The 19,714-nt window shown below is 61.9% G+C and carries 19 protein-coding genes and 2 tRNA genes; 8 read left to right on the forward strand and 13 right to left on the reverse strand.

All coding sequences use genetic code 11. The annotated features are described in order from the left end of the window. Positions 1-11: 11 nt before the first annotated feature. Positions 12-1,199 (forward strand): tRNA 2-thiouridine(34) synthase MnmA, encoded by a 1,188-nt coding sequence (gene mnmA / locus AC5XE7_RS19305; protein WP_495367277.1) that lies wholly within the window; start codon positions 12-14, stop codon positions 1,197-1,199. Positions 1,200-1,276: 77 nt separating this feature from the next. Here the strand turns inward: mnmA and AC5XE7_RS19310 are convergent, their stop codons facing one another. Beyond that, complete coding sequence (locus AC5XE7_RS19310) at positions 1,277-2,239, reverse strand: Gfo/Idh/MocA family protein (RefSeq protein WP_239799341.1); 963 nt, start codon at positions 2,237-2,239, stop codon at positions 1,277-1,279. 226 nt (positions 2,240-2,465) lie between these two features. Between AC5XE7_RS19310 and AC5XE7_RS19315 the strand changes: the two genes are divergently transcribed. Continuing rightward, positions 2,466-2,542, forward strand: a tRNA-Met gene (locus AC5XE7_RS19315). Positions 2,543-2,753: 211 nt separating this feature from the next. Here the strand turns inward: AC5XE7_RS19315 and AC5XE7_RS19320 are convergent. Together AC5XE7_RS19320 and AC5XE7_RS19325 are read right to left on the reverse strand one after the other, a co-directional pair. Then, positions 2,754-3,458 carry a hypothetical protein gene (locus tag AC5XE7_RS19320; RefSeq protein ID WP_287942567.1) on the reverse strand — a complete coding sequence of 235 codons (705 nt, stop codon included), beginning with the start codon at positions 3,456-3,458 and terminating at the stop codon, positions 2,754-2,756. Positions 3,459-3,577: 119 nt separating this feature from the next. Beyond that, positions 3,578-3,662, reverse strand: a tRNA-Leu gene (locus tag AC5XE7_RS19325). 364 nt (positions 3,663-4,026) lie between these two features. Between AC5XE7_RS19325 and tig the strand changes: the two genes are divergently transcribed. Further along, entirely contained in the window at positions 4,027-5,499 is a 1,473-nt protein-coding gene (gene tig, locus AC5XE7_RS19330; RefSeq protein ID WP_495367292.1) for a trigger factor, read from the forward strand. A gap of 245 nt (positions 5,500-5,744) precedes the next feature. Here tig and AC5XE7_RS19335 read toward each other — a convergent pair whose 3' ends face one another. Then, positions 5,745-6,911 (reverse strand): iron-containing alcohol dehydrogenase, encoded by a 1,167-nt coding sequence (locus AC5XE7_RS19335; RefSeq protein ID WP_495367278.1) that lies wholly within the window; start codon positions 6,909-6,911, stop codon positions 5,745-5,747. Between the two features lie 101 nt (positions 6,912-7,012). Beyond that, positions 7,013-7,729, reverse strand: coding sequence for a TetR/AcrR family transcriptional regulator (locus tag AC5XE7_RS19340; protein ID WP_495367279.1), 717 nt, complete (start codon positions 7,727-7,729; stop codon positions 7,013-7,015). 182 nt (positions 7,730-7,911) lie between these two features. Between AC5XE7_RS19340 and AC5XE7_RS19345 the strand changes: the two genes are divergently transcribed. The 4 genes from AC5XE7_RS19345 to AC5XE7_RS19360 are packed head-to-tail and all read left to right on the forward strand — an operon-like array spanning position 7,912 to position 10,954. Then, complete coding sequence (locus AC5XE7_RS19345; RefSeq protein WP_495367280.1) at positions 7,912-8,358, forward strand: MaoC family dehydratase; 447 nt, start codon at positions 7,912-7,914, stop codon at positions 8,356-8,358. After that, a complete protein-coding gene (locus tag AC5XE7_RS19350; RefSeq protein WP_495367281.1) occupies positions 8,358-9,263 on the forward strand; it encodes an SDR family NAD(P)-dependent oxidoreductase in 906 nt (301 codons plus the stop codon). Before AC5XE7_RS19345 ends, AC5XE7_RS19350 begins: the two co-directional genes overlap by 1 nt. An 18-nt stretch (positions 9,264-9,281) precedes the next feature. After that, a complete protein-coding gene (locus tag AC5XE7_RS19355) occupies positions 9,282-9,737 on the forward strand; it encodes an acyl-CoA thioesterase (protein ID WP_183831720.1) in 456 nt (151 codons plus the stop codon). 14 nt (positions 9,738-9,751) lie between these two features. Beyond that, on the forward strand, positions 9,752-10,954 hold the full coding sequence (locus AC5XE7_RS19360; protein WP_495367282.1) for an acetyl-CoA C-acyltransferase: 1,203 nt from the start codon (positions 9,752-9,754) through the stop codon (positions 10,952-10,954). Positions 10,955-11,021: 67 nt separating this feature from the next. Here the strand turns inward: AC5XE7_RS19360 and AC5XE7_RS19365 are convergent, their stop codons facing one another. The 7 genes from AC5XE7_RS19365 to AC5XE7_RS19395 all read right to left on the reverse strand — a co-directional run bounded on the left by AC5XE7_RS19365 (position 11,022) and on the right by AC5XE7_RS19395 (position 16,934). After that, positions 11,022-11,513, reverse strand: a complete 492-nt coding sequence (locus tag AC5XE7_RS19365; RefSeq protein ID WP_495367283.1) for a thioesterase family protein — start codon at positions 11,511-11,513, stop codon at positions 11,022-11,024. Next, positions 11,510-12,451: a branched-chain amino acid ABC transporter permease gene (locus AC5XE7_RS19370; RefSeq protein WP_495367293.1), complete on the reverse strand. Its 942-nt coding sequence runs from the start codon at positions 12,449-12,451 to the stop codon at positions 11,510-11,512. Before AC5XE7_RS19370 ends, AC5XE7_RS19365 begins: the two co-directional genes overlap by 4 nt. Positions 12,452-12,482: 31 nt before the next feature. Further along, on the reverse strand, positions 12,483-13,370 hold the full coding sequence (locus tag AC5XE7_RS19375) for a branched-chain amino acid ABC transporter permease (protein WP_280198052.1): 888 nt from the start codon (positions 13,368-13,370) through the stop codon (positions 12,483-12,485). 1 nt (position 13,371) lies between these two features. Next, positions 13,372-14,061, reverse strand: a complete 690-nt coding sequence (locus tag AC5XE7_RS19380; protein WP_495367294.1) for an ABC transporter ATP-binding protein — start codon at positions 14,059-14,061, stop codon at positions 13,372-13,374. Positions 14,062-14,113: 52 nt separating this feature from the next. Beyond that, positions 14,114-14,911: an ABC transporter ATP-binding protein gene (locus AC5XE7_RS19385; protein ID WP_495367284.1), complete on the reverse strand. Its 798-nt coding sequence runs from the start codon at positions 14,909-14,911 to the stop codon at positions 14,114-14,116. A 10-nt stretch (positions 14,912-14,921) separates the two neighbouring features. Then, positions 14,922-16,124: an ABC transporter substrate-binding protein gene (locus AC5XE7_RS19390; RefSeq protein ID WP_495367285.1), complete on the reverse strand. Its 1,203-nt coding sequence runs from the start codon at positions 16,122-16,124 to the stop codon at positions 14,922-14,924. 72 nt (positions 16,125-16,196) lie between these two features. After that, positions 16,197-16,934 (reverse strand): enoyl-CoA hydratase/isomerase family protein, encoded by a 738-nt coding sequence (locus AC5XE7_RS19395; protein WP_495367286.1) that lies wholly within the window; start codon positions 16,932-16,934, stop codon positions 16,197-16,199. Between the two features lie 161 nt (positions 16,935-17,095). Here AC5XE7_RS19395 and AC5XE7_RS19400 point away from each other — a divergent pair, with 161 nt between their 5' ends. Beyond that, the gene (locus tag AC5XE7_RS19400) at positions 17,096-18,688 is read left to right on the forward strand and encodes an AMP-binding protein (RefSeq protein ID WP_495367287.1); all 1,593 of its coding nucleotides are present in this window, start codon (positions 17,096-17,098) and stop codon (positions 18,686-18,688) included. 15 nt (positions 18,689-18,703) lie between these two features. On the opposite strand, the gene AC5XE7_RS19405 is transcribed toward AC5XE7_RS19400, so the two are convergent. Next, entirely contained in the window at positions 18,704-19,666 is a 963-nt protein-coding gene (locus AC5XE7_RS19405; protein ID WP_183831730.1) for a LysR family transcriptional regulator, read from the reverse strand. Between the last annotated feature and the right edge of the window lie 48 nt (positions 19,667-19,714).

The raw sequence follows: 19,714 nt of genomic DNA on the forward strand, positions 1-19,714 counted from the left end.
GGAACAATGACATGAACAGCCTTGACCTTCCCGCACGCCCGCAGGACACGCGTGTCGTCGTCGCCATGTCCGGCGGCGTCGATTCCTCCGTTGTGGCCGGGCTGCTCAAACGTGAAGGCTACGATGTCGTCGGCGTCACGCTCCAGCTCTACGACCACGGTGCGGCAACGCACCGGCCGGGCTCCTGCTGTGCAGGACAGGACATAGACGATGCACGCCGCGTTTCCGAAACGCTCGGCATTCCCCATTATGTGCTCGACTACGAGAGGCGTTTTCGCGAGGCGGTGATCAATCCCTTCGCCGAAAGCTATGTGCATGGCGAAACGCCGATCCCCTGTGTTTCCTGCAACCAGACGGTCAAATTCGCCGATCTTCTCGCCACGGCGAAGGAACTGGGCGCCGATGCTCTGGCCACCGGCCACTACATCCGCTCGCGCGCGAACGGTGCTCACCGCGCATTGTACCGCCCACTCGATGCCGACCGGGATCAGAGCTATTTTCTTTTCGCTACGACACAGGATCAGCTCGATTACCTGCGTTTTCCCCTGGGCGATTTGCCCAAGCCGGCTGTTCGTGCCATGGCCGAGGAGATGGGACTGTCCGTCGCCACCAAGCAGGACAGTCAGGACATCTGTTTCGTGCCGCAGGGCAAATATTCCGACATTATCGCAAAGCTGAAGCCCGGCGCCTCCACCCCCGGTGACATCGTCCATATCGACGGGCGTGTTCTCGGTCGCCATGACGGCATTCTGCGCTACACGATCGGCCAGCGCCGGGGCATCGGCGTCGCCTCCGGCGAGCCGCTTTACGTCGTGCATCTCGATTCCGAGCATGCACGTGTCATCGTCGGCCCGCGTGAGGCACTAGAAACCCACAAGGTCTATCTGCGCGACATGAACTGGCTGGGAGATAAAGCCCTCTGCGAAATTCCGCCTGCAGGCATAGAGCTTTTTGCCAAGGTTCGCTCCACACGCCCGCCCCGCCCTGCCATCCTGCGCCACGAAAATGACACTGCGGTCGTTGAACTGGTCGATGGCGAATCCGGCGTCGCGCCGGGACAGGCCTGCGTTCTCTATTCCGATGACGGCAACGAAGCCCGCGTGCTGGGCGGCGGCTTCATCGGCCGCTCCGAGCGCGGAGCAGAAGCCGAAGCCATGCTGTCGCGTCTCGGCGCGCGGCCTGCACAGGTAGCCGGCTGAGCTTTGAAACACGGAACCCAATAAAAAGGGCGGCTCGCACCGCCCTTTTTATTTGATGAACATCCCGGTTCGGAGCCTTACACAATCCGTTGGTGGCGCACGGTTCCGGCCGTCAGAACCTGCAGAACCCTTATGGCTTCCTCGCCATTGGTTCGCGGCTCTGCGCGGGTCTCGATGCACTGGATGAAGTGTTCAAGCTCCCGCGTCAGGGGCATGCCCTGCTCCACCGGAACGTAGTGTGGCTCATCTGCTGTGAAGGCCCACTGGCCGCTGTCCTGCCAGATCGAGTGGTGATAAACGGCCAGCTTGCGCTCCCACGGCTCGACATCGTCGAAAACCGCCATTCCCTTCGTGCCGACAACCGTCAGCCGCCGCTCGCGATACGGATTGAGCCGCGACGCGAACAGGTGCCCGCGCAGATTTCCGGGAAAACGCATATGCAGATGCGCGAAATCGCTGAGGTGGTCGAGGGCCGCCGCCCCTTCCCCATGGACCTCTACCGGCGCCGCGCCGGTGATGGCCAGGATCATGGAAAGATCGTGCGGGGCAAGGTCCCACAGCGCATCATTTTCGGTATGGAATTTTCCGAGGCCCAGACGATGCGAATGGATATAGCGGATTTCGCCCAGCTCGCCGGCATCCACCAGCGCCTTGAGCTTCTCGAAGGCTGGGTGAAACCGCAGCACATGACCGACCATGTAAACGCGGCCCTTGTCCCTCGCCGCCGCCACGGCCCGCTCCGCGTCCTCAACCGTGAGCGCAACCGGCTTTTCCACAAGCACATCCTTGCCCGCCCCGACAGCGCGGATAGCCGCTTCGGCGTGGAACTGCGGCGGAAGTGCCATCACGATGGCATCGACATCTTCACGTTGGAAAAGCTCGTCGGGAGTGAGCGCCAGACAATTCTGTTCGCTGGCAAAACCTTCGGCACGGTCACGATTGGCATCGGAGACCGCGTAAAGGGCACCAAGCCCCTTCAGGGTGCGGACATGGTTGCTGCCCCAATATCCGCATCCAAGGACGGCAATACGCGGTTTCATCAATCATAAACTCGAAGATTCAGGTGGCTGACACATAGCGGCGGCCCGGATCGAACTCAACCCCACCCGTTCACGCCGGCAAATTTCACTGCGGCAGAAAACAGCGTCAAATCCTCCGGCAAGTGCTTTTGCATGCTTGACACCATTGCCATGGCCACCTTATATCCGCGCGACCTTGGCAGAGGGCATCGCAGCGGCGAGTTGCGGTAACGAACCTTTGCACCGGGGCGGAGTAGCTCAGTTGGTTAGAGCAGAGGAATCATAATCCTTGTGTCGGCGGTTCAAATCCGTCCTCCGCTACCATCGACAATCCTGCCATGTTTGTCAGAATGGCTTCTCTTAAACCCCACCACCCTGAATAAAGCTCTTATTCCACGAATTTCGACATTGTGGACGATGAGTGTCTTACCTGATCAGCGGCTTCCGTTATCCTAAGGAAACGTATGGGGATGAATATAGCCCTGAGCGCCAATCGCCCCGCCCTTCTTCAGAGCAAGTGGCAAAAACTGATCGGTCACCATTTGACCGCCCCGGATGTCCACATGCCGAAAAAGGGACAGCCTATACTATCAGTTCTACTCCTGACCGGATCCAGCATTTCCGGATTAGAGAACATGGCAACCCCGCACAGCGTCCAGTTGGCAAGAACCTTAAGGTCTTTCTGATCGGCCCTCACGATAAACTGGGTTCCCCGCGGAAGAGACTCCGGCATCTTTTTTACAAGATCCGGATCGATCATCGAAAGAGCGACAAGTTTTCCTTTAGCTGGGTCAAGCGATTCGCGATTGTTCCTTTGACGCTCAACTATCGCATCGGTGATTTCACGCAGATAGGCGATCACAGTCGGCATATGCTGCAGATCGCTAGTATACTGCCGGGAAAACCTCGCACCGATCTCCTCCTCTGCCGCTGATGACGAGGGGGAGATGGTATAGACAGCCGCCAGCGCGCCTGCAGCTATCCCTGCAAGAAGCAGAAAAGCTGCGCTTGCCAGATGCCTGCGCTTCTGTGCTTTCTCGAGCTGCACACTGTTGCCTGCGAATGAGGCCTCGATTTTAGCAATCGCGCCGTCCAGCGCTGCGGCGTCTTCAGCACCTCTGGCCAGGCGCTGAAAGCTTGCCCTTGCAGCCTGATAAATCTGTTGCCTCTGCTCCGGAGCTTCAGCGCGGCGTTTTGCAATCGCGTTTCGAATGGCAGCTTCAAATCGTTCGCCGGCCATTTCGGCCCTCCCGACAGCATAAACCAAGGTACGGCAACAACTATCTGTGAAAGTCTGCGCTCTGATACCGCTTCCTGCTGAGACAACTGAAGCAGCCACATGAACACTTCATGAAATACTGGTGCGGATGAAGGGACTCGAACCCCCACGCCTTTCGGCACCGGAACCTAAATCCGGGGCGTCTACCAGTTCCGCCACATCCGCATGCAACCCGCCAATCCCACGAAGGCCAATCTCTGTCAATCCACTCACCCGAACCCGACCGGCAAGCCTGCATGCATATTTCGCAAGCGCCCCGCAGGATGCGAAGATAGTTGAAAATTGGCCTCGCCTGTGACAAAAGGCGGGTCGAATGTGACGGGATGCGACGATCCGCTTCTGCAACATGTGAAAAGAAGCTGGAACAACAAGGACTTATTCACATTGTGGAGCGTTTCGGGTGATTGGGTCAGGAGATGGCCAGCTCATCCGGCTTCGCCCCGAAGCCAACTCCGGAATTAATGTACCGGCGGGCTGTGAACGGTAGAATCCGTTTTACGGCCCTACGGGTCTAGATAAAGGTTTGATGATGCAGGTCACCGAAACGCTCAACTCCGGCCTCAAGCGCGAGATCAAGGTCGTCGTGCCGGCTACCGACATGGAAGCCAGGCTCATGACCCGGCTCACCGATGCCCGGGGGAAGGTCCGCATCAACGGTTTCCGTCCCGGCAAGGTGCCGGTGCAGCACCTGCGCAAGGTCTACGGCAAGTCCTTCATGGCCGAGGTCGTCAACGAAATCCTCAACGACGCGCGCAGCATCATCACCGAGCGCGGTGAAAAGGCTGCCATGCAGCCCGAGGTCGTGATGACTGAGGACGAGAAGGAAGCCGAAAAGATTCTCGATGGCGGCGTCGATTTCGAATTCAGCCTGAACTACGAAGTTATCCCTCCGATCGAGATCGGGGATTTCGCCGATATCAAGGTTGAGCGCCCTGTCTACGACGTGCCGGAGTCCGAGATCGACGAGCAGGTGCAGCGCGTGGCCGAATCCACCCGTAGCTACGAGCCGAAGGACGGCAAGGCCGCCGATGGTGACCGTCTGACCATTGATTATGTCGGCAAGATCGACGGCGAAGCCTTTGCGGGCGGCACCGGCTCCGACCAGCCGCTGGTGCTGGGCTCCAAGGAATTCATCCCCGGCTTCGAGGACCAGCTCATCGGCACCAAGGCCGGCGATGAGAAGCAGGTTGTCGTCACCTTCCCCGAGAACTATCAGGCCGCTCAGCTGGCCGGCAAGGAAGCGACCTTCGACGTCACCGTCAAGGAAGTGGCGAAGCCCGGCGAACTGAAGATCGACGACGAGACCGCCAAGTCTCTGGGTCTGGAGTCGCTGGAGCGCCTGCGTGAAATCGTGCGCAGCCAGATCGAAAACCAGTTCGGCTCCATCACCCGCCAGAAGGTCAAGCGCCAGCTTCTGGACCAGCTCGACTCGTCCTACAGCTTCGAAGCGCCTTCCAAGCTGGTCGAGGCCGAGTTCAACAACATCTGGAATCAGGTCAACCGCGACCTCGAAGCCGCCGGCCGCACCTTCGCGGACGAAGAGACCACCGAGGAAGACGCCCGCGCCGAGTATCTGCGTCTGGCCGAGCGCCGCGTGCGCCTTGGTCTGGTGCTTGCCGAGATCGGCGAAAAGGCAGGCGTCACCGTTTCCGACGAAGAACTGCAGCGCGGTCTGTTCGAGCAGGTTCGCCGCTTCCCCGGCAACCAGCAGCAGGAAGTGTTCGAGTTCTACCGCAGCAATCCCGAGGCGCTGAACTCGCTGCGCGCTCCGATCTTCGAAGAAAAGGTCGTCGACCATCTTCTTGGCCAGATTTCCGTGACCGACACTAAGGTCAGTAAGGAAGAATTGCTGGCCGAGGATGAAGAGGGCGAGGCCGAAGCCAAGCCGGCCAAGAAGAAGGCTGCGCCGAAGAAGGCTGCGGCCAAGGCCGAGGACGGCGAAGCCGAGGCTCCCAAGAAGAAGGCCGCTCCGAAGAAGAAGGCGGAGAAGGACGCAGAGTAAGATTTATCTGCGCCACGCATTGCATACGAAAAGAAAAGGCCGCCTCGAAAGGCGGCCTTTTCTTTTGGGGCATTCTTTCCTGCTATCGGCGGCTGCTTTCCGGCATTTCGGCCTCAATCAACCAGTCGGCCTGAAGCTCTCTCGCCTAAAACCTTTTCATGAGACCAGATTTCACCAGCCCGCTGCATGCAGGCTGGTGAAACGAGATATGCCGGACTGGCTGGGTTACTGAGTTATCGCAGTTTTCAAAAGGCGGCGCGATAGAGCGCCAGCGCATCCGCTTCCGTAACCTCGACGGGATTATTGCCGAGAAGCCTTGTTTGCAGCATGGCATCGGCAGCAAGCTGCGGAAGCATTTCTTCCGCGACACCTGCATCGCGCAGTCGGCGCGGCGCACCGGAGGCATCCATCAGCGCGATCAGCCGCTCGACAAAGGCCTTCGCCTTCTCGGCCGTGCCGGCATCGGGCGCGACATCGGCCCCAACAGGTCCTGCGAGCTCGGCATAAAGCGCCTCTGCCGCCTTCATGTTGAACTCCAGCACCGGCTGTAGCATCAGCGCATTGGAGAGCCCGTGGGGAATGTGGTAGCGGCCGCCCAGCGGATAGGCCAGCGCATGCACCGCCGCCACCGGTGCGTTGGCGAAGGCCTGCCCGGCAAGCGTAGCGCCCAGCAGCATCGCCTCGCGCGCCGCGCGATCCTTGCCATCCTTGCAGGCCGCAACGAGATTGGAGGAGAGCAGACGCAATGCATCACGCGCGGCCGCATCCGAAAGCGGATTTTTCTTGTGCCGGCTGGTGTAGGCCTCGATCGCGTGGACCATGGCGTCGATGCCGGTGGCGGCAGTGTGCAGCGCCGGCAGACCTGTGGTCAGTTCGGCATCGAGCAGCACGCGGTCGGCATAGAGCTGATCCGCCACAACGCCCATCTTGGAATCGTCCGGAGTGGTCAGGATGGTGATGTTGGTGACTTCGGAGCCGGTTCCGGCCGTGGTCGGCACCTGCACCAGCGGCACGCGCGCGCCCTGCACCTTGCCGATGCCGTAAAGCTCCTTCAGCGGCTGATCGGTCGTCAGCATCACAGCGGCCAGCTTGGCGACATCCATGGAGGAGCCGCCGCCGATCCCCAGCACGATATCCGCGCCAGCCTTGTGGCCCTCAGCCACGCAATCGAACAGCACAGCCTCGGGCGGATCAGCCACCACATCATCGAATATGGTGACGGCAAAGCCTTCGGCAGCCAGAGACGCCTTTGCCGCCTCCAGAACCCCGGCCTTGTGCAAGCCCTTGTCCGTCACCAGCAGCAGCTTGCGCGCGGGAAACCATTGGCCAAGCAGCGCACCAAGCTTCGAGGCCGCCCCCCATTCGACATGTATCTGCCCGACCGTGGTAAAGGAGAAGGGTGTAAAGCTCATGGCTGCTTTCCTTATGCGCTGTGCCGGCGCGGCGCCGGGTGAGACATGAAAGCCGGCACCAGGTGCGCCGGGTCAAAATGATTAATCAACACAAGGAGGACTCAGGCCACGCCTTCCACCTGAAGCGTGGCAAGCTCACGCGCGATCTTTTGCTTGTCGGCAAGCGTCTCGTTCGCGCGCGGGCGATACCAGACGGCGGTCCAGTTCACCGCGCCGAGCATGCCCTTGATCGCGATCGATGTATTCTCAGCGCGGATGCTGCCATCCTCCTGCCCGCGGCGAAAAACATCGGCGAACAGCTTCTCGAAATCGCGGCGAATAGCCATGATTTCATCCAGCACCTGACGCTGCGCCAGTGTGGTGGCGCCCAGTCGGTGCATATGCACACCCTGCACCACGACCGCCAGATAGGCGATGTTCTGAAGCATGGTAAGCGCGTGGGCCTCCAGCATCGCCCACAGGGTTTCACGCCCGTTGCCGTCATTGTCCATCACCGCATTGACCGCCTCGTTCAGCCGTCGCATGCCCTCACGATGGACGTCGAAGAACAGATCCGTCTTCGAGGCATAATAGTGGTAAATCCTGCCCTTGGTCGCACCAAGCCGGCGGGCCACATCGTCGATGCTGGTGCCCTGAAAGCCCATTTCCATGAAGCATTGAGCGGCACAGTCGAGAATGTCGACATTGTTGTCCGCTGCGGCAGCCTCGCCGGCCTTGCGGCGCGAGCGTGTCGGGCGGCGCGGGCGCCCGGCCTCCACCACGGCTGCATCCGCACCGAGATCGCGTTGCCCTTCGGCTTCGTGATCCGATCTGGCCATGGAATATCCTCCGAATTTCATTCGCCCCGAAATATCGCCGGCTTTGGAATGTTGCGCAATTATCTGGCGCTCATCCATCTTGCGATGGCGATATAAGCTGGACGGGCACAATTAAACATACTACTGAGTATGTTGCAATTGCCGACAGGGCGAAACACACATTAAATCAAAGGAAAGACCGGATGAATGACCGGATTCACACTCCCGGCACACCGCTGATATCCGACTGGATCGAGGTCGATCAACCTTTCATCGACCGGTTCGCGGATGCGATCCTGGACCATCAGTTCATTCATGTCGATCCCGTACGCGCTAAGGCCGAAGGCCCTTACGGCGGCACCATCGCGCACGGCTTCCTGTCGCTGTCGCTGCTCACCCACTTTACCCACACCGCCCTGCCCCGCCCGGCCGCGGGCGTCGTCGAGATCAATTACGGGTTTGAAAAAGTCCGCTTTCTGGCTCCCGTTCCGGTCGGCGCACGGGTCCGGGGCAAGTTCACCCTGCTCTCGCAGGAGCCGAAGGGCGCAGGAAAGCTCAGGCGCTTCAGCGTCGAGGTCGAAATCGAAGGCAATGAAAAGCCGGCCATGATAGCCGAATGGCTCGTGCTGGTTATGGAAGGAGAGAATTGATGTCGGTCAGCTTCAGGGATCAGGTCGCAATCGTAACCGGCGCAGGCGGGGGGCTCGGGCGCTCGCACGCGCTGATGCTGGCCGCACATGGCGCAGCCGTGGTGATCAACGATTTCGGCGGCGCGCGCGATGGGTCGGGCGGGTCGACCGAAGCCGTGGTGCGTGAGATCACCGAGGCCGGTGGCCGCGCCATCGCCGATGGCGGCAACGTCACCTCCGAGGCCGACATGGAAGGCATGGTTGCGCGGACGCTCTCGGCATTCGGGCGCGTGGACGTTCTTGTCAACAACGCCGGCATCCTGCGCGACAGGACCTTCGCCAAGATGACGATCGACGATTTCCGCGCCGTGGTCGACGTGCACCTGATGGGCACGACAATTGCCACCAAAGCGGTGTGGGCGACCATGCGCGAGCAGAACTACGGCCGCGTGCTCGTCACCTCCTCCACCTCCGGCAGCTATGGCAATTTCGGGCAGGCGAATTACGGCGCGGCCAAGATGGCGGTGCTCGGCCTCATGAACACGCTGCACCTTGAAGGCGCGAAATACGGCATTCACGTCAACGCCATCCTGCCGACCGCCGCCACGCGCATGACCGGCGACATGATGAGCGAGGAAATGCTTGAACTGCTGGCACCCGAACTTGTCTCGCCCGCCGCCGTCTGGCTGGTGAGCCGGGATGCTCCTTCGCGCACGGCGCTGCTGGCCGGTGCCGGCACCGTGGCGCGCCTTGCCCTGGTCGAGAGCGAGGGCGTGTGCTTCACCGGCAAGCCGTTTACGCCGGATGAGGTCGGCGCGAATTTCGACCGCATCGCCAGCCTCGAGAATCCGATCGAGCCGCCGGAAGGCCTGCGTCACGTCGACCGCATTCTCGCCAACGCCCGCGCCGCGCTCGGCAGGGCCTGAGGCGACAGAGGAAGAGCCATGAGCGAACGCCTCACCCCTCTCACCCGAAGCGCTTATCCCTGGCATCAGGAAACGGTGCTGCAATGGGCGGATTCAGACATTTACGGCCATCTCAACAACGTGGCCTATCTGAAATATTTCGATACGGCACTAAACATGTCGCTGATCGAACATGGCGCGCTGGACCTTTCGCACGACGCAACCGATCCCATCGGTCTCGTCGTGCAGAACGGCGCGCAGTTCTTCAGCGAAATCACCTTTCCCACCAAACTGTGGGTCGGCGTGCGGGTCGAGAAGGTTGGGCGCACCAGCATGAACTGGGGTTTTGGCCTGTTTTCCGCCGACTCCGAGCTGTGCTCGGCACGGGGCACCTATGTGCATGTCTATGTGGACCGCGCCACGCGGCGCCCAGTACCATTGACCGAACCGCTGCTGGCCTGCGCCCGCGCGCTCGCCGCACCGACCGATATCTGAATCAGGAGAAGCAGATGAAAGAAGCCGTAATCGTCTCGACCGCGCGCACCCCCATCGGCAAGGCCTATCGCGGCGCCTTCAACGCCACGACCGCGCCGCGCCTGATCGGCCACGCCATCGAACATGCCGTCGCCCGCGCCGGCATCGATCCGGCGGAGGTCGAGGATGTCGTGGTCGGAGCAGCGCTCCAGCAGGGTACCACCCACATGAACATCGCCCGCACCGGCCTTCTGCGTGCCGGCCTGCCGGTCACGGTTCCCGGCCAAAGCGTCGATCGCCAGTGTGCGTCCGGCCTGATGGCGATCGCCATCGCGGCCAAGCAGATCCTTGCCGACGGCATGAAGATCACGGTTGGTGGCGGCGTCGAGCAGATTTCACTGGTGCAGACGCCCCAGATGAACACCTCGCACTGGCACGATCCGTGGATCGACGCGCATCTGCCGCAGACCTACATGTCGATGGTGGAAACCGCCGAGATCGTGGCCGACCGCTATGGTGTGAGCCGCGAAGCGCAGGACGAATACGCACTGCAATCGCAGGCGCGCACCGCCGCCGCACAGGCCGCCGGTCGTCTCGATGCGGAAGTCGTTCCGCTCACCGCGATCATGCAGGTGACGGACAAGGCGACCGGTGCCGTTTCCGAGAAGGAAGTGACGCTGGCGAAGGACGAGGGCAACCGCCCTGAAACCACGCTCGAAGGCCTTTCCAGCCTGAAGCCGGTGTTCCGGGACGGCCAGCGCATTGCCGAAGGCCGCTTCATCACCGCCGGCAACGCCTCGCAGCTTTCCGACGGCGCTTCCGCGTCCGTTCTGATGGAGCGCAGCGAAGCCGAAAAGCGCGGCCTCGCCCCGCTCGGCCTCTATCGCGGCATTGCCGTGGCTGGCGTTGGCCCTGAGGAAATGGGCATCGGCCCGGTGCCGGCCGTGCGCAAGCTGCTGGCAATCCATGGCCTCAAGGTCGAGGACATCGGCCTGTGGGAACTGAACGAGGCTTTCGCCGCGCAGGTCATTCCTTCGCGCGACCAGCTCGGCATCCCCGATGAACTGCTCAACGTCAATGGCGGCGCCATTTCCATCGGCCATCCCTATGGCATGTCGGGTGCCCGCATGGTGGGCCATGCCCTGATCGAGGGCAAGCGACGCGGTGCGCGCTATGTGGTCGTGACCATGTGCATCGGCGGCGGCATGGGCGCTGCCGGCCTGTTCGAAGTGCTCTGAGCACCGACATCGAAAACGAAAAAGGGGCGGTGGACATTTCCACCGCCCCTTTTTCATCGTGTTTCATTCAGGTGCGGGAAAGGCTGATCTGCCGTTCAAGGTGAGGAAGCGGGAGGATTTCACCGCTGTCGGCAGCGGCCAGATCAAGCAGCGACGCCACCTCCGCCGGAAACGCCGCCGCCTTCGGCTGCCCGCCTGCCTGCGAGACATGCAGCATCATCAGCTCGCTCCAGGCAAGCAGCGTGCCGCCGGCATTGTGCATTTCCAGATAGCCATGCAGACGCTTTGAATCCGCCGCCAGCACATGCAGCGACAGCTGCAGCGCATCGCCTTCATGGCATTCGCGCAGATAGCCGATGCGCATGTCGAGCGTATAGAGAGTGGCGGATGTGGCCGCACGATAGGCAGCATCGAGACCGATCTCGTCCATATAGGCGGTCATGGTCTCGGAGAAGGCAATGGCATAGGCGAAATCGGCCATGTGGCCGTTGTAGTCCACCCATTCCCGCCCCACCCGCGTCTTGCGGGTGAAGCTCGCCGCAGCGCGCCTGTCGGTCATGCCTTGCGGTTGTCCAGCCAGTGCCGGACTTCACCCACCACGCCACGCCGGAACAGAAGCACGCAGATCATGAAGGTAGCGCCCAGAACGATGGTGACCGGGAAGCCGGAGGTGGCGAAGAAGTTCTGCAATCCGACGAGGATGCCCGCGCCGACCACCGGCCCCGCCATGGTGCCGATGCCGCCCAGCAACGCCATCAGGATCACCTCGCCCGACATGTTCCAGGCCACGTCGGTCAGCGTCGCGAACTGGAACAGCAGCGCCTTGAGACTGCCAGCGAGACCGGCGAGGCCAGCGGACATAACGAAGGCGGCGAGCTTGTAGCGCTGCACGGAATAGCCAAGCGAGATGGTGCGCGGCTCGTTCTCACGGATGGCCTTGAGGATCTGTCCGAAAGGCGAATGCACGATACGCCAGATCAGCGTCAGGCTCAGCACCGTCATCACGGCAATGAAGTAATAGAGGTTCATCGTGTCGTTGAGATCGACGAGCCCGAACAGCTTGCCGCGCGAAAATCCCTGAATGCCGTCCTCGCCATTGGTGAAGGGAACCTGCAGGCAGAAGAAGTAGAACATCTGCGCCAGGGCCAGCGTGATCATGGCAAAGTAAATACCCTGCCTGCGGATGGCGATGGCGCCGATGATCAGACCCAGCACGATGGCCGCACCGACGCCGGCAAGGATCGCCACTTCCGGCGTCACCTGCCACACTTTCATGGCATGAGCCGTCACATAGGCAGCGCCGCCAAAGAAGGCGGCATGGCCGAAGGACAGCAGCCCCGTATAGCCGAGCAGCAGGTTGAAGGCGGCGGCGAACAACGCGAAGCACAGAAGCTTCATCATGAAGATCGGATAGACCCACATGGGCGCGACGAGCAGCGCCGCGACCACAAGCGCAAGAAGGATGAACCCCGAACGAGGGCTGCGACGGGACGGCATGTCGGCGGCTTCGGTAGGAATGGCGCTCATGTCAGGTCTCCTTTCCGAAAAGCCCGGCCGGGCGCAGCAGGAGCACGATGGCCATGATGACGAACACTACGATATTTGCGGCCTCCGGATAGAAGACCTTGCACAGGCCCTCGATGATGCCGAGCATATAGCCGGTGACGATAGCACCCATGATGGAGCCCATACCGCCGATGACCACCACGGCGAAGACGATGATGATCAGGTTCGAGCCCATCAGCGGACTGACCTGAAACACGGGAGCGGCCAGCACGCCGGCAATGCCGGCAAGCGCGCAGCCGAACCCGTAGGTCACGGTCAGCAGCACCGGCACGTTGACACCGAAAGCCTGCACCAGAGTGGCATTCTCGGTCGCCGCGCGCAGATAGGCGCCGATCGAGGTCTTCTCGATCACCGCCCAGGTGCCGAGACAGATGACCAGCGAGGCAACGACGACCCAGCCGCGATAGTTGGGCAGCACCATGAAGCCCAGATTGGTTGCGCCCCTCAGGGCTTCCGGTGCGGTGTAAGGCTGGCCGGATGTGCCGAAGAAATGGCGGAACGTGCCTTCCAGCAGCAGCGCCAGACCGAAGGTGAACAGCAAGCCATAGAGATGGTCGAGACCATAGAGACGGCGCAGCATCAGCCGTTCGATCGCCATTCCGACGATGCCGACGATCAGCGGCGCAAGGATGAGCGCGCCCCAGTAGCCTATGCCGGCATAGGCCAGCAGCATCCACGCCGCGAAGGCACCAAGCATGTAAAAGGCGCCATGGGCGAAATTGATCACCCGCAGCAGGCCGAAGATGACGGCCAGTCCCAGCGACAGCAATGCGTAGAACGATCCGTTGATCAGTCCGATCAGCAACTGCCCCATCAGGGCAGGCAAAGGCACGCCAAAGATCATCGTCATCTCACACCCCCAGAGCCGTGTTGAGCGCCTCGGTGCGCGCAGGCAATTCCGACACGGAGAAACTGTCGATCATCTTGCCGTGGTCCATCACGTAGAAATGGTCGGCAATGCGTGCTGCGAAACGGAAATTCTGCTCGACCAGAAGCACGCTCAGGCCGTGCGACTTCAGAACCTTCAGCATTTCGCCGATGCGCTCCACGATGACGGGCGCGAGCCCCTCGGTCGGCTCGTCCAGCAGGATCATGCGCACGCCGGTGCGCAGAATGCGGGCGATGGCCAGCATCTGCTGCTCGCCGCCGGAAAGCTTGGTGCCGGGGCTGGTGCGCCGCTCCAGCAGGTTCGGGAAGATGTTGTAGATTTCCTCAAGGCTCATGCCGCCCTTCGCCACCACCGGCGGCAGCAGCAGGTTTTCCTCGACGGTCAGGCTGGCGAAGATGCCGCGCTCTTCCGGCACGAAACCGAGCCCTGTGCGGGCCACGCGATGCAGCGGCAGGCGCATGATGGAGCGCTGCTCGAACTCGACCTCGCCCTTGCGCTTGCGGATGATGCCCATGATGGCGCGCAGCGTCGTGGTCTTGCCCACGCCGTTGCGGCCAAGCAGCGTCACCGTCTCGCCGGGGAACACATCGAGATCGACGCCGTGCAGGGCATGGCTCTCGCCATACCACGCTTCGAGGTTGCGTACCTTCAGCTGCGCAGCCGCGCCCCCGCCGCGCGGGGCGGCGCCGGCCGCAGGAACCGGATCAGTGCCCGCCATCTTCAGACCCCATATACGCTTCGCGCACGCGCGGATCGGTGCTGACGGTGGCGTAATCGCCGCGCGCCAGAACTTCGCCACGCTGCAGAACGGTGATCTCGTGGCCGATATCGGCAACCACCTTGAGATTGTGCTCGACCATGAGCAGCGCGCAGTCGCGTGCGACGGTCGAGATCAGGGAGGCCATGTTCTCCACGTCCTCATGGCCCATGCCGGCCAGAGGCTCGTCGAGCAGAAGCACGCGCGGTTCGAGCGCCAGCGTCGTGGCGATCTCCAGCGCGCGCTTGCGGCCATAGGAAAGGTCTGCGGCGCGCCGCTGCGACATATCGGCAAGGCCGACACGGTCGAGCAGTTCCATGGCGCGCGGGCGAAGCCTGCCGAGGCTGGAAAGCGGCCGCCAGAACTGCACCGCGAGATTGTTGGCGCGCTGCAGGGCAATACAGACATTGTCGAGCAGCGACATGTCGCCGAAGGTGGCGGAAATCTGGAACGAGCGGACCATGCCCATGCGCGCCACGCGCGCCGGATCCATCGCCGTGATATCTGTTTCGTCCAGCACGATACGCCCGGCCGTCGGCGTATAGAACTTGGTCAACAGGTTGAACACCGTGCTCTTGCCGGCGCCGTTCGGGCCGATCAGCGCATGCACCCGGCCATGATGGATGTCGATGTCGACATTGTTCACGGCAAGGAAGGGCCCGAAGCGCTTGGTCAGCCCCCGTGCCGAAAGAACGGCACGGGAGGCGCCAGCATCGGAACGAACCGCGGCTGGATGGGTGGTCATCGTTATCCGATCACTTCTTGACGAGCGGGCAGGTGCTGTTTTCCACGGAAGCGAAGGCTTCCTTGCCCGGGATGGTGGCGAGCACTTCGTAAAGGTCACCGGCAGACGTGGATTCTTCCGGCTTCTTCACGCGGACCAGGAACATGTCGTGGACGACGCGACCATCTTCACGCAGATAGGCGTTACGGTTGAAGAAGTCGTTGATGTCCATGCCGCGCATGGTTTCCATCACCTTCGAGCCGCTTTTGGCTTCACCGGCCTTTTCGGCAGCCTTCAGATAGTTGGTGACGGCCGAGTAGACGCCGGCATGAACCATGGTGGGCTTCTTGCCGTCCATGCGCTCGCTGTAGCGGGCCGACCACTCGCGGGTCTGGTCATCCATATCCCAGTAGAAGGCGGTGGTGAGCGTCAGGCCCTTGGCGATATCGAGGCCAACGCCCTGCACGTCGGTGAGGAACAAAAGCATGCCGGCAATCTTCTGCCCGGCATCGGTGATGCCGTATTCCTGCATCTGCTTCAGCGCGGTCATGGTGTCGCCGGACGAGTTGGCAAGCGCGATGACATCGGCGCCGGAAGCCTGCGCCTGCAGGATGTAGGACGAGAAGTCGGTGGTCTCGCGCGGATGACGAACCGAACCCACAACCTCGCCGCCAGCTGCCAGAACGGCCTGCGTGGTATCAGCCTCAAGCGCGTGGCCGAAGGTGTAGTCCACGGTGATGAAGTACCACTTCTTGGCGCCTTCCAGCGTCATGGCGCGGCCGGTGCCGTTAGCCATGGCAAAGGTGTCCCAGGTCCACTGCGCGGTGGAGGGCGAGCACGCCTCGCCGGTCAGCGCCGAAGAACCGGCCGTCGAGATCAGGAAGGCGGTGTCCGTCTGGCGGGTGATTTCCTGCACGGCCATCGCCACCGACGAGGTCGGCACGTCGACGACAGCGACCACGTTCTGAGAGTCGATCCAGGTACGGGCCAGCGTCGAGCCGACATCGGGCTTGTTCTGGTGATCACCGACGATCACCTCGACCGTCTCGCCCAGCAGCTTGCCGCCGAAATCCTCGACCGCCATCTGCGCGGCGACGACAGAGCCCTGCCCCGCGAGATCGAAATTCATGCCCGACATGTCGGTCAGGACACCGATGCGGTAAGGCTCGGCGAAAGCCGCCGTTGCCGACAAAGTGAACACCGTCGACAGAATGATGGTCTTCAGATTTTTCATTCCACTACTCCTCCATCAGGCACACAGGCGTGCCAGAACCCGGATGCGCGAACCGCCGCACATCCCCCGAAATCATGAATGACTGGCATCCTCCAGGACGCGTCGGGCGAGATAAAACTGATCGCCCTCGCTGGCCGCCGCCCAGTTCTGGCGGGTTTCAGCATCGATCGCGGCCTTGGTCATGCGCAGGGCAAGCGAAGGTGCCTCTGCCACCCCGGCAGCCCAGTTTCGTGCTTCCGTCTCAGTCGAGCCATCAGCCACGACACGGTCGCACAGACCGAGCGACAGCGCCTCATCAGCGCCGATCTTTTCGTCACAGAACAGAATGCGCTTCGCCCGCGTCGAACCGACGCGCTCGACCAGAAGCGGCAGACCACCCCAGCCAAGCGTCATGCCGAGACGGATTTCAGGAAAGCGCAGATAGGAGGAAGCGCCCATGACGCGGAAATCCGCCGTCAGCGCCAGAATGGCACCGCCGCCAATCACCGGCCCTTCGAGGGCAGCGATGACCGGCTGGGGAACCCGGCGCCACGCATCCGTCATGCGACCGCCGGCATTCATGGCCTGCGCCCGCTCGACATCGCCGGCACCCGGCTTCCACAGAGCCTCATCCCTGAGATCGACACCCGCAGCGAAGATGGAAGGAGTTCCGGTCAGCACGACAACGGCAATGTCGGCCCGCTGCGCGAGCGCCAGCGCGGCACTCTCCAGACCGGCAATCAGCTCGGCATTGAGCGCATTGGCCTTGCCGCCGCGATCGAAGCGCAGCGTTGCCACAGCGCCTTCCGACACCGTCGATACTCCAGACATGAATCCTCCCAAAACGGGCCTTCTTCGCGGTTCTGTGCAGAAACCGCTTTGACATACTACCGAGTATGTTGCATATCCGGTTTGAACTTTGCAAGGCATATTTTCATCGGGCATATTGCAGTGCAAAAGTCCCGCTGCCCCCAGGAAGGAGACCCGGATAGATGACGACCGGCCCTGCGCTCGCACCTGAACCCGCGCTTGATCGCAATCGCGCGGTACTCCGCTATATCCTTGAAAATTATGCGCAATCGAACCCGGATGCGCCCTTCGTCCATTTCTGGCCGGGCCCGCAGTGGAGCTATTCGGAAACGCTGAAGCGGGTGCGGATACGCGCCACCACGCTCGCCCGCGCCGGCGTGAAGCGCGGCGACCATGTGCTGTGCCTGATGGGCAACGGGCCCGACCTTTTGTGCACCTGGTTCGCCATAAATTATCTTGGCGCGGTCTATGTGCCAATCAACACCGGCGCGCGGGGACGCGTGCTGGAACACATCCTCGAAGATGCCGACGCGCCGCTGCTGATTGCCGCAGCGCCACTGGTCGAGCGCCTCGGCGAGGTTTCACCCGGCAAGGTGCAGACCGTTCTGCTGTGCGAGGGCGACGCGCCCGCCATCGCAAGTCTCGACATCCGCCCGCTGGTCGATGCTGAGGCGGAGGAACCCGCCTTGCTGGAGCTTTCGCAGCCGATCGAGCCGTGGGATCTCTACGCCATCATGTACACGTCCGGCACCACCGGAAACGCCAAGGGCGTGATGAGCAGCTATACGCAACTCTATACGATGGGGCCTGACGCCTTCGATTGCGTGGAGGCCGACGACCGCTGCATGATCTGCGGGCCGATCTTCCATTGCGGCTCGACGCTGTTCGTCTATGCCATGCTGGCGCGCGGGCTTTCCATCGGCATGATGCGCGAGTTCAAGACCGGCACCTTCTGGCAGGCCGTGCGCGAAACCGGCTCGACCTACTGTCTGCTGCTCGGCGTCATGGCGAGCTTCCTGCTCAAGCAGCCGCCGGCCGAAGGCGAGCGCGACCATCCGCTGCGCCGTGCCTTCATCACTCCCTTCGGCGAGGACGGCCCGCTGTTTGCAAAGCGCTTCGGCGTCGATGCATGGACCATCTACAACATGACCGAGATCGCCAGCCCCATGGTGGCCGGCCCCGGCATCACGGAAAAGGGCATCGCCGGCAAACCGCGGCGCTGGTACGAATTGCGCATCGTCGACGGGAACGACATGGAAGTTGCCGACGGAGAGGTGGGCGAACTGATCGTGCGCACCCACCGTCCATGGGCCCTGATGAGCGGCTACTACAACAACCCGGCCGCCACGGTGGAGGCCATGCGCAACGGCTGGTTCCACACCGGCGACGGTTTCCGCCGCGCGCCGGACGGCACGTATTTCTTCGTCGACAGGCTGAAGGACGTCATCCGCCGCCGTGGCGAAAACATCTCCTCCTTTGCGCTTGAAAGCGAAGTGCTGAACATCGCGGCCATCCGCGAATGCGCGGCAGTCGCCGTTCCGAGCGAATTCACCGAGGATGAAGTGCTGATCGTCGTCACGCCGGTCGAAGGCGCGACCATCGATCCCCTCGCCGTGAAGGCAGAGCTGGAAAAGGCGCTGCCGCGCTTCATGGTGCCGCGCTATATCCGCATTCTGGACGACCTGCCCAAGACGGCCTCCGGCAAGGTGCAGAAGCATCTGCTGCGCAAGGAAGGCGTGACCTCCGACACCTATGATGGCGAGGTGAGGCGCTGACGGACGGGTGCGTCCTCAGCTTTCGTCCGGAACTGTGCCGGTCGTGGCGCCGGCAAGCGCAAGCTCGTCGATCAGCATGTTGCGGAAAATGGTTCCGCCGAGGCCGAGTGGACGAGCCCTGCGATGGATGAGATAGCAGGTGTTGGCAGTGCGACTGCCTTCCGCCCGCAATTCGCGTATATCGCCTTTCTCCACCCAGTGCTGCGCAAAGGAGATGGGCACGACGCCCAGATAGCGTGACGACAGCACCAAAAGCATGCGCGACAGGATGGTTGGCGCTGTCGCCCTGATCATCAGCCCCCGGACAAACTCGGAATAAGCCTCCTCCTGCGTGACCTCCGTGGCGACGAAACTGTGCCTGCGCAATTCAGCGGGAGTGATCATGGCATCGTCCATGTCAAACAAAGGATGCTGGCGGCCACAGAAAATGCCCATCCACTCTGTGCAGACAGGGGTGGCAGCGAGCGCATCCGTGTGACGGCTGAGCGCGGTGAAGCCAAGATCGGCGACACCTTCGAGAACCGACGCATAGATGTGATCGGGTGAACTCATGCGAATGGTCAGCCGCAACCCCGGATAGCGGTCGCTGATGCGGCCAATGGCGCGCGACATGGGTTCACCGAACTCGAACAGGAAACTGTCGTCCACGAACAGCGTGACCTTGTCTTCCAGTTTCTGCGTGGCTGCACCAATGAAATCGTTGAACCGGCCGATCTCGCCAAGCAGTTGCACCGCGGCGGAGTGAACCATCTGCCCCTGCTCCGTCAGCCGGAACCCGGACCTGCCGCGTTCGCAAAGGCGCATCGCCAGACGCCCCTCAAGCCGGCTCAGACCAAGGCTGATGGCGGATTTTCCCTTGCCCAGCCGGGCTTGCGCCGCCGTGATGCCGCCGGCTTCGACGATCTCCACGAACTCGCGCAGACTTGCGATATCGGCGTCGGAAAGATTGCCGCGGAACGGCTTGCTGAGCGGTGTCATGTGTTTGTCCTCGATTTGCCAATAGTTTTCATTTCATCAAACTTTGGT

The sequence above is a fragment of the Aquamicrobium sp. YD-1-mutant5 genome (assembly GCF_059509755.1).